Genomic DNA, 8,617 nt, shown 5'->3' with positions numbered 1-8,617 from the left:
GGTCAGGCATCGAACGCGGCCACCACCTCCCGCTGCGCCACCCAGTCGCTCGGCAGCGGATTGCGCTGGAACCACAGCAGGCTCATACACCGGGGCTGCCGCCCGGCCAGGATGCTCTGGATGATGGCGGGATCCAGCAGGGTCAGGCGCAGCAACTCGTTGACCGTCGAGTGGTGCAGGCCTTCGCGTTGGGCGATTTCGCTGCCGCTGCCAACCACGCCGTCGTCCAGCAGCTGCTGCCAGTAGAAGGCTCGCGTCAACGCCACCAGCAAGGGCTTGTCGATCTGGGCGACCGCCTTGCCCGGCGCGTCGAGCTGGCCGTCAGGGCGCACCACTACTTTGCTGGCACCGCGTTTCCGGATCTTCAGCGGAATGAATGTGGAGAGTTTGACCCGTCCGCCCTCCCGGCGTTCGCAGGCGACGGGGCTGCCCAAGGTCTGCACTTTCGGCTTCATACCGTTTCCTCCAGTTCTTGCAATTCCCCACCGATGGTGTCGGGCAGCAGCTCCCCGAGCAGATCCTGCCAACCCTGATCGCGCCAGATGATCTCCAGCCCGCCGTCGGCGATCACCACCCGCTCGATCAGCAACTGCGCCAATCGGCACCGCTCCGCCGGGAACAACTCCCGCCACAGGCTGGCGAGGTTGCGCATCGGCAGCACGACCTGCGGCTCGGTCAGGTCCGGCCGGATCTGCTGCATTCGCTCCCACACCGATTGCACGATGTGTGGTGCTGATAGCGCCGCCACGATTTGCTGCGTGACCAGTTCCTCGATGGGCGCGGCTGGCAGCGGACCGCGCTGACTGGCCCATGCCCCGAAGCGTCGGCGCTTGATCGGACTGTAGTAGCGGTAGGTCTTGCCCTTTTTCACCGTAGAGCTGGGCACCAGCCGCTCGCCGTCGGGCGTGAACAGCAGGCCGCGCAGCAGGACCGGTTCACGTTGCCGGTCGATCGTGGCGCGCCGCCGCTTGATGCCATCGGTGGCGATCAGCGCGTGCACCGCATCCCACTGGGCTTGTGTGACGATTGGCCGATGCTGGCCGGGGAAGCTCTGGCCCTTGTGGACGATCTCGCCCAGATACATCCGGTTGTGCAGCACCTTGTAGATGGACTGCTTGGTGAACGGCTTGCCGCCCTTGGTGACCACGCCTTCCGCGCTGTAGACCTTGGCCATCAGCGTGGCCGAGCGCAGGGTCACGAAGTCGTCAAAGATGCGCCGCACCAGGGCGGCCTCGGTCTGATTGACCACCAGCATCCGGTCGCGTACGTCATATCCCAGTGGCACCGGCCCGCCCATCCACATCCCCTTGGCTTTGCTGGCGGCGATCTTGTCGCGGATGCGCTCGCCAGTGACCTCGCGCTCGAACTGGGCAAAAGACAGCAGGATGTTGAGCGTGAGCCGCCCCATCGAGGTGGTGGTGTTGAACTGCTGCGTGACCGACACGAACGAGACGCCGTGCCGCTCGAACACCTCGACAATTTTGGAGAAGTCCGACAGGCTGCGTGTCAGACGGTCGATCTTGTAGACCACGACGATGTCGATGGCCCCGCGCTGGATGTCGGCCATCAACCGCTTCAAGGCCGGGCGCTCGGTGTTGCCGCCGGAGTAGCCCGGATCGTCGTAGTCGTCGGCGACGGGGATCCAGCCTTCGCTTCTCTGGCTGGCGATGAAGGCATGGCCGGCTTCCTTCTGGGCGTCGATGGAGTTGAAGGACTGGTCCAGCCGTTCATCGCTGGAGACGCGGCAGTACACGGCGCAGCGTTTCGGCGGTACCAGCAGGGGTGCGTTCACTCAGCAACCTCTTTGCCACCCCGCAGACCAAAGAACTTCGGACCGTTCCAGCGCGTGCCGGTGATGTGGCGCGCCGCCGCCGACAGGCTCTTGAACACCTGCCCGTTCAGTTCGTAAAGGCCGTCGGGTGTGACCGTCACGCGGTATTCGCGCTCGTCCCACTCCCGGATCAGTGTGGTGCCGGGCATCAACAGGGTCTGGGCGCTGCGGCCGATACGGGTTTTGATCTTGGAGTGCTTGGCACCGGCTTCGACCAGCATCTTGCGGATGTTGGTGGGCAGGGCCCCATAAGCGCGTTCCTGGATGCGATAGGCCAGACGCGATTCCACATAGCTGCGGTTGCGGTGGCTGGGCCGCCGGGGGAAGTGCTGATCCCACAGCACCCAGAGCTCGGCCATGGGCAAAGAGGGCAGTGCGGCCAACTGGGCCGCAATGCTGGCGTGGGTGGTGTCCGTCATTTCGAGTTGCTCCTGCGGTTGAGACAGGTCCATGAACGCGCTGTGGTGGGCACAAGCCAAGTCAAACCGCGCTCTGGTCTGCGTCATCGCAGCGGTTTGTCGCGGTGTCGCTACGCTCGCCCAGCAGGGTTTGCGCCCGTCCGCTGCGCCGGTCGGTGACGCCCAGGATGTAGACCTCGCCGCCCCATACGCCGCAGGCGACGTCCGTGTCCACTGCGTCGGCGGGCATCAGCCAACCCGTTACCCCTTGCGGCATCCGCAACAGGTCAGCGGGGTCGTTGATGGGCACGTGAAGGGCCGCTTGCTGTGAGTCGAGCCAGTGCAAGATTTCGGGCGGCGTGTCGGGAAAGTTCTCTTGGCTCAGGATCGGAATCCAGACCAGCGGCTTCCCACTATCGAGCCAACCCTGCACGCGCCGGGCGACTTCAGGGTCGTAATGGGCCAGTCGCTGGCCGGGGATGGTGTCGTTGTTGATGATCGTGGTGGTCATTTCGTTTCCTTGAACGCTGGTAACCCGGGGCATCGCCGGGCGGTAACCGGGGTGGTAACTGGTAACCCCGTTTTGGGGCCTGTCGGTAGCGGGGCAGCGCGCGCGCTCCCCCCGCATGACGTTTTGGCGAGGAAGGACCCAATTCGCTTGTGGGCCGCTCGCGTGACGATCAAGTCGCTGGCATTTCTGCCGCCAGGGCATCGGTGGCTGCTTCGATCAAATCGCGTGGAATCTCAACCGGGAAGCGACTTTCGTCGTGGTGATAGTCGATCTCGCGCCGGGCCACCGAGGCGCGAGCCAGTGCGTTCATGACCGGCATCAATTGTTCGTTTAGCTCGATCTCGGCCATTGCCGCACGGCAGTGGATGAAGTGGTCCCGCGCCTTGCGCACGGCATCGGGCAGTCCTGCCAATTGACCTTGAATCGCATCACGCTGGCGCTCAAGCTCGGCCTGCGATGCGCGGGCGATGCGCAACTCCACCTCCAGCTTGGTCAAGGTTTCAGGCACCACGAATTCCGCTTCGGTGTTCAGCAGCGCCTGGGATGCCGACTTCGTCTCGACGGCAATGCGCGCTTCGAGGTCTGCAAGTCGCTTGGCGATCTTGGTGAGTTGGCCATCAACCGTCTGGGCCTCAGCGGTGAGCGCCTTGCGTTGCGCGATCAGATCGTCCAGTTGTTTGCGGGCCACTGCGAAGCGCTCAGGGGTGGCCAGAATCTCCTGCAGTGGGCGCAGTTGACGCTCCAGGGTGGACACCTTCGACTTGAGCCTTTCCATCCGCTGGTTCGCCTCGCGCAGGATGGGCCAGTGGGCTTTGGCTGCCGGTGGCGTGTTCATCGACATCGAGCCAGCGGCATCGCGCAGCCGGTTTTGCTTCTCGCGTTCCTCAGCGAGCTCGGCTTGCGCCTTGGCCAATTCGGCCTTGAGGGTGGCAAGCTCCTGGTTGAGCGCGTCGTGCTCAGCTTTCACTTTGTCGAGGTAGGGGGCGGACTTCTTGCTGAACGGATTCAGTTTCATCGTTGTGCTCTCCTTGAGTCAGTGGGTGGAATCGGGGGTGTGGTCAGGCCACGGGTAACGGGAATCACCGGGCAGCACCACGGTGCTTTCCCAGGTATGCGGGCCAAGCCGGCGACGGATGCCGACCGGTGTGCCGTAGGGCGGGCGGTAGGCACAGGTCGGTTCCCATTCGCCGAGCTGCCGGGATGTGGGAGGCTTTGCCGTGGCAGGACGGGATACCTGTCCTGACGGCATGGCAGCAGATGGCCGTGGCTGGCGAGTTGCCTGCGGTTGGAAACCGAAATGGCGGAACCAGATCGGATGCAGGTTGGGCGAGGGTTCTCTATTCACGATGCGCTCCATAACGAATGCCACCCTCGATGCCGGGTGGCGTGGCGGTTGAAGAACGGATGGGGGTGATGCGCCACAGCGCACCCTCGCGGCTGTGCCCGAGATGGGTGATGTCGATGCCTTTGGCGCGATAGGCCGGGGCGATGCGGCGCAACTGATCCGACAGGCCCTTGGGTGAACGAGGCCAACTGCTTCGGTCAGGAATGCTGTGGGTGTTGAGCAGGTCGTAGAGCTGACCGGCGGTGCCCTGCCAATTGATGGGCAGAATGCGATCCGCAAGAAACTTATCCAGGGCTTGGGCAACGGCGTTGCTCTCCAAGGCACGGTCGATGCCCGCGCGCACGAGCTCGGCGTACTGCTGCTGGAATTCACCGGGGGCAAAGCCCAAGGCGCGCGCCACGGCCTCGCCCAAGCGTTCGAAATCGGCCATGCGCTGTTTCTGGGTCAGCTTGACCGTGGGCAGAATGGCCAGCGCTGCTGAGAACAGATCGAGCAGTCCGGCGAACACCGTGGGTTGATCACGCGCCCAGCCTGCGTGCGTATCGGCATCGTCACGTCGGGCGTCGGCCGGGATGGTGGGCAGATCGATGTGGATCACCCGGTCGATCAGGTCCGGGCGCGTGGCGACCACGGCGATGCCGTTGAGCACCACCGGCCGCTTGGTTTCCATGACGTACTCTTCGCCATTGGTGTAGAGCTGGCGCGAGGCAAAGCCGCCACCCGTACTCAAGGTGCAGAACGCATCCTGTTGCTCAGGCGTCAGGCCCGAGAGGTTCTCGTAGCTGACCAGCCAATTGTTGGCAGCGGCGACGAACACGTCCTCCACCGTCTTGGGCCGCCCGCGCAGCATCACCTTGTTGGGATCGATCAGGCTGCGCAGCACCGATTGCGTGGTGGACTTGGCCGAGCCTTGCTCGCCAACGAGCTCCAGTACCGGGAAGGGCGTATCCGGACGAAAGCAGTCCAGCAGCCAGGTCAGCACCATCACGCGCCGGTTGGCCGGGATGTTGACGTGCTGCCAGAGCAGGCCGATATCACCGTGTGCCGCAGGCATCGGCAGCGGGCGCATCGACGGTGTGCGGGTAAAGTAAGCCGGCGACTCGTTGACCACGCGCCAACCTTGGGGGGTGACGTGGATGGCTTGCCACTGCTCATCGGCCAGATCGATCAGGTAGCCATCGTCACAACGGGCGGCACGGACGTGGACTTCGATCTCGTCACCATCGTTGATGCCTGCGGCGGCGAGTGTGGCCAGCGCCGACTTCATCATGGTTTCCGGCACGCCCATTTCCTTGGCACGCCAGTACGCTGCGCGCAGCCAGCCCTCGAAGCCGGAGGAGTACACCCGCCAGACTTCGCGCCGACTGGGCATCGGGATCACGGCGACTGCATTGCGGTCCGCGTCGTGGTGCAACTGGCACTGCGCCCGAGCCAAGGCGACCAGTTCATCCAGCGCGCTGGCGTCGTCGTCGCTGCCGGACAGTTCGGCGCGCACCAGTTTGTCGAGCACCGTCACCGAGCAATCGCGGTTGGCCTTCTTGGCCGCGTTTCGCAGGCGCAAGTAGGTCGGCAGATCGGTGGCCTTCAAAATCGAGAAGGCACGCACCACGTCATCCTCGGCCAGCACGCCCACGTCATCGACCAGACGGACCAGCGCCGCCTCGATCACGCCAACGGGATCGCTGTCAGGGGTTGCTGCAGGAGTGATCGCCGCATCCACCGCGACCGTGTGATGGTCGTGATGGTGGTGACGGTCGTTGTCTACCACTGCGTGCGGGGATGGGATGGGCGCGCTCACCATCACCCCCGATCCGTGAGTTCGGCGGTGCGCTCAATGCGGCGGCTGTTGGCTTCCAGCCAAGCCAGCACATCGGCTTTGCGGTAGCGGACGGTGCGTCCGATCTTGGTGAGGATGGGGCCGCCGCCGTGCGTGGCAGTCCACTCCAGCCAGCCGACGGTGTAGCCCATCCCGGCGGCCGCTGTTTTACGGTCGAGCAAGGCCTCGACGGGCGCTTGCCAGAATTCCGCACGCAGATCAGCGGTGCTGGCAGTGTGTGATGTTCGGGCCCGTTTGGGCATGGTGGCATTCCTTCGGGTTCATTTGGAATGCCGCCATGGTGGTTCGCCTCGAACTTGGCGAACAGGAAGTTCAAAAAGGTTTTTTGAACTTCAAAAATCCATCATCGAGTCCGGTGACGATTGATCTCCGGCCCGAACAGCCTGAGCGCCTCGCCCAGCTTCTTGTTGAAGGACAGCAGGCCGCGCGTGTCGCTGGGCATCAGTTCTTCGGCCGCCTGGATGACGGCCTCGCTGATGGCCGATGCGTTCGGGCGGTTGCCGACCCGGTATTTGGTGGCGGACTTGGCCAGCAGGTGCGCCATCAGCGCGATGGCCTTGAGGCTGTTCATCTCGGCAACATTGCTGCCGTCGGGCATGACTGCTTGCCGCGCTTCGTCGAACAGGAACGGCGGACGATCATCGAAGGGGAGTTGCTCGAACCACCGGCGCAGGCTGGCCTTGTTGATGACGAGGCGATCCTTCTCAAGGAGTTCGTCGACGGGGGCGCCCTTGAACACTTTGCCCTGGCTGGTGACGATGCCCAGGTCTTCGTATTCCAGCCGCCCATCGCGCAAGGCGGTGACCAGTGCGGCGCGCTTGGCACTCATGCATTGGGTCTCGAAATTCAGCTTGGCCAGCTCGGCAGGCTCCACGCCGCACCAGAGTGCGATGGCGTCGTTGAGCTGGATATGGTCGGCCAGGTCCCAGTAGCGCAGACAGTTGTTCGGGTTGGGCATGGACGCCTTCTTTGGGTAGGGTGGAGTACGGATCTTGCCAAATTTTGCCAAAGAACCCACACTTGCGCCATGAGCACGATGAACATCTCTCTCCCTGAGGCCCTGAAGTCCTTTGTGGACGAGCAGGTCAGGCAGCGCGGCTACGGCACGAGTAGCGAGTATGTGCGCGAGTTGATCCGCCAGGATCAGGACCGCCAGCAACTGCGCAACCTGCTGTTGGCTGGAGCCGCCTCGGCCCCGGCGGCACCTGCCGATGCTCGCTATTTCGAAGGCTTGAGGGATCGGGTGCGCAAGGCAGCCAAACCCGCGGCCAAGGCGTGAAGGCCAAGCCAGTCATCCCGCGTGAGCAGGCCAACCGGGATGTCGACGATGCCGTCGCCTACTATATGAACGAAGCGACTGAGGCTGTGGCGCTCGGCTTCATCGATGCGCTGGAGCGGGCCTACACCCACATCACCCGCCATCCGGCCACCGGCTCGCCGCGTTACGCCCACGAACTCAACCTGCCAGGCCTGCGCACTTGGCCGCTGACACGCTACCCGTACCTCGTGTTTTACGTTGAGCGCCCGGACCACATCGATGTCTGGCGCGTGCTGCACGGCCAGCGGGACATCCCGGCGTGGATGCAGGAGTCCGACGGCGTGTGACGGTCAGATCGCCGGGGCATATCTGCGTGTTCGCCGGCGTCAACAATAAGCGGCGACCGTCACAACCATCACCACTGTCACACCGGACCATCGACTGTGATGGTGGTGACGATGGTGATGGTCGCCGCCGATTGTTGGGTTCGTCGCACGCGCATATGCCCCAGGCAAAAGGGGGCCTTCCTGGCGATATGCCAATGCGGGGGCACGAGAGCAGCATAGCGCCATCGTCCGACCAGAAAACAAGGTTTGCGGTTTGCAGGCCGACGCCGCCGACACGGCCAGCGACAGGGAAGGACGGCCAGGGTACGCAGCTCGTGCGTACCCCAAGGGTCGGATCTGAACTCCGACCCCTTGCGGCGCCGCTGGCCGTCAGTCGATGCGGTACACGCGCTCGCCGGCGGCGTTGCGCGCCAGCACCACGTTCAGGCCCAGCCTCTTGCGCAGCATCCCGGAGATGACCCCGCGCACAGTGTGAGGCTGCCAGCCGGTCGTCAGCATCAGCTGCAGGTTGGTCGCCCCTTGCGGGCGACGCAGCGCCAACACCAGTGCGGCGATCTTGGTGCCCGGGCGCACCGGGATGCCCTCCAGACGTTGGAGGTCGTCGGTGTTGTCCACGGGCTGGACTTCATCCGGCTGTGCGGTCCTTTGCAGCCCGATGGCCGCATAGCCCGCGTCGGTCAGCACGTGGCCGTCGTCGGCAGGCTCGATCCAGCCACGCCGCAGCAGTGCGGTCAGCACCTTGGCTCGCGCGCTGCCGCGCAGGGTCTCAGGCGGGATCACGCGCCCATCGGCACGGCGGGCGGCGGCGCGCAGCAGCAGGGTCTGGGTCGGGGTGAGCTTGGGCAGGGTGTCCATGGCATATCCGGTCCATGCGACGATCCGATTGACGCGCTGTGAGGACGGGAAGCCAAGTGCCCGTGTGGCGGATAATTATTCTTGTGAAGTGTAAAAAAGTAAACTACACTTTAACTAAAATCACAAACCAAGTCGAATTTCTGCCATGAGGGTCTCAAAAGAAGAGCTCGTCGCCGTCCTTGCCCAGTTCAACCCCTGGTGGCGGGGCGAGCCCATTGCGGATTTGCCTACATGG

The 8,617-nt window shown here is 64.1% G+C and carries 11 protein-coding genes; 2 read left to right on the top strand and 9 right to left on the bottom strand.

The window, feature by feature from the left end:
* Positions 1–2 precede the first annotated feature (2 nt).
* From CTA01S_RS15500 to CTA01S_RS15465, 8 genes are all read right to left on the bottom strand, one after another.
* A complete protein-coding gene (locus tag CTA01S_RS15500) occupies positions 3–455 on the bottom strand; it encodes a hypothetical protein (RefSeq protein WP_062196773.1) in 453 nt (150 codons plus the stop codon).
* Positions 452–1,792, bottom strand: a complete 1,341-nt coding sequence (locus CTA01S_RS15495) for a recombinase family protein (protein WP_062196772.1) — start codon at positions 1,790–1,792, stop codon at positions 452–454. The genes CTA01S_RS15500 and CTA01S_RS15495 overlap by 4 nt, the downstream gene beginning before the upstream one ends.
* Positions 1,789–2,250 (bottom strand): DUF2924 domain-containing protein, encoded by a 462-nt coding sequence (locus CTA01S_RS15490; RefSeq protein WP_062196774.1) that lies wholly within the window; start codon positions 2,248–2,250, stop codon positions 1,789–1,791. The genes CTA01S_RS15495 and CTA01S_RS15490 overlap by 4 nt, the downstream gene beginning before the upstream one ends.
* Positions 2,251–2,311: 61 nt before the next feature.
* Positions 2,312–2,740 carry a hypothetical protein gene (locus tag CTA01S_RS15485; RefSeq protein ID WP_062196771.1) on the bottom strand — a complete coding sequence of 143 codons (429 nt, stop codon included), beginning with the start codon at positions 2,738–2,740 and terminating at the stop codon, positions 2,312–2,314.
* A gap of 169 nt (positions 2,741–2,909) precedes the next feature.
* Entirely contained in the window at positions 2,910–3,755 is an 846-nt protein-coding gene (locus CTA01S_RS15480; RefSeq protein WP_062196770.1) for a hypothetical protein, read from the bottom strand.
* Between the two features lie 322 nt (positions 3,756–4,077).
* Positions 4,078–5,886, bottom strand: a complete 1,809-nt coding sequence (locus CTA01S_RS15475; protein ID WP_232301098.1) for an AICE element replication initiation protein — start codon at positions 5,884–5,886, stop codon at positions 4,078–4,080.
* On the bottom strand, positions 5,886–6,164 hold the full coding sequence (locus tag CTA01S_RS15470) for a hypothetical protein (RefSeq protein WP_062196768.1): 279 nt from the start codon (positions 6,162–6,164) through the stop codon (positions 5,886–5,888). The genes CTA01S_RS15475 and CTA01S_RS15470 overlap by 1 nt, the downstream gene beginning before the upstream one ends.
* A gap of 101 nt (positions 6,165–6,265) precedes the next feature.
* Positions 6,266–6,880 (bottom strand): hypothetical protein, encoded by a 615-nt coding sequence (locus CTA01S_RS15465; protein WP_062196767.1) that lies wholly within the window; start codon positions 6,878–6,880, stop codon positions 6,266–6,268.
* A 69-nt stretch (positions 6,881–6,949) separates the two neighbouring features.
* Here CTA01S_RS15465 and CTA01S_RS15460 point away from each other — a divergent pair, with 69 nt between their 5' ends.
* Positions 6,950–7,201, top strand: coding sequence for a type II toxin-antitoxin system ParD family antitoxin (locus CTA01S_RS15460; protein WP_062196766.1), 252 nt, complete (start codon positions 6,950–6,952; stop codon positions 7,199–7,201).
* A complete protein-coding gene (locus tag CTA01S_RS15455) occupies positions 7,198–7,527 on the top strand; it encodes a type II toxin-antitoxin system RelE/ParE family toxin (RefSeq protein ID WP_062196765.1) in 330 nt (109 codons plus the stop codon). The genes CTA01S_RS15460 and CTA01S_RS15455 overlap by 4 nt, the downstream gene beginning before the upstream one ends.
* 369 nt (positions 7,528–7,896) lie before the next feature.
* On the opposite strand, the gene CTA01S_RS15450 is transcribed toward CTA01S_RS15455, so the two are convergent.
* Positions 7,897–8,382 carry a DUF3489 domain-containing protein gene (locus tag CTA01S_RS15450; RefSeq protein WP_062196764.1) on the bottom strand — a complete coding sequence of 162 codons (486 nt, stop codon included), beginning with the start codon at positions 8,380–8,382 and terminating at the stop codon, positions 7,897–7,899.
* Positions 8,383–8,617 lie beyond the last annotated feature (235 nt).

Origin of the sequence: Caldimonas taiwanensis NBRC 104434 (assembly GCF_001592165.1) — a bacterium.
GTDB classification, from domain to species: Bacteria; Pseudomonadota; Gammaproteobacteria; order Burkholderiales; family Burkholderiaceae_C; genus Caldimonas; species Caldimonas manganoxidans.
The sequence above is the reverse complement of the archived record's forward strand: the minus strand, read 5'-3'. Positions and strand labels throughout refer to the sequence as shown.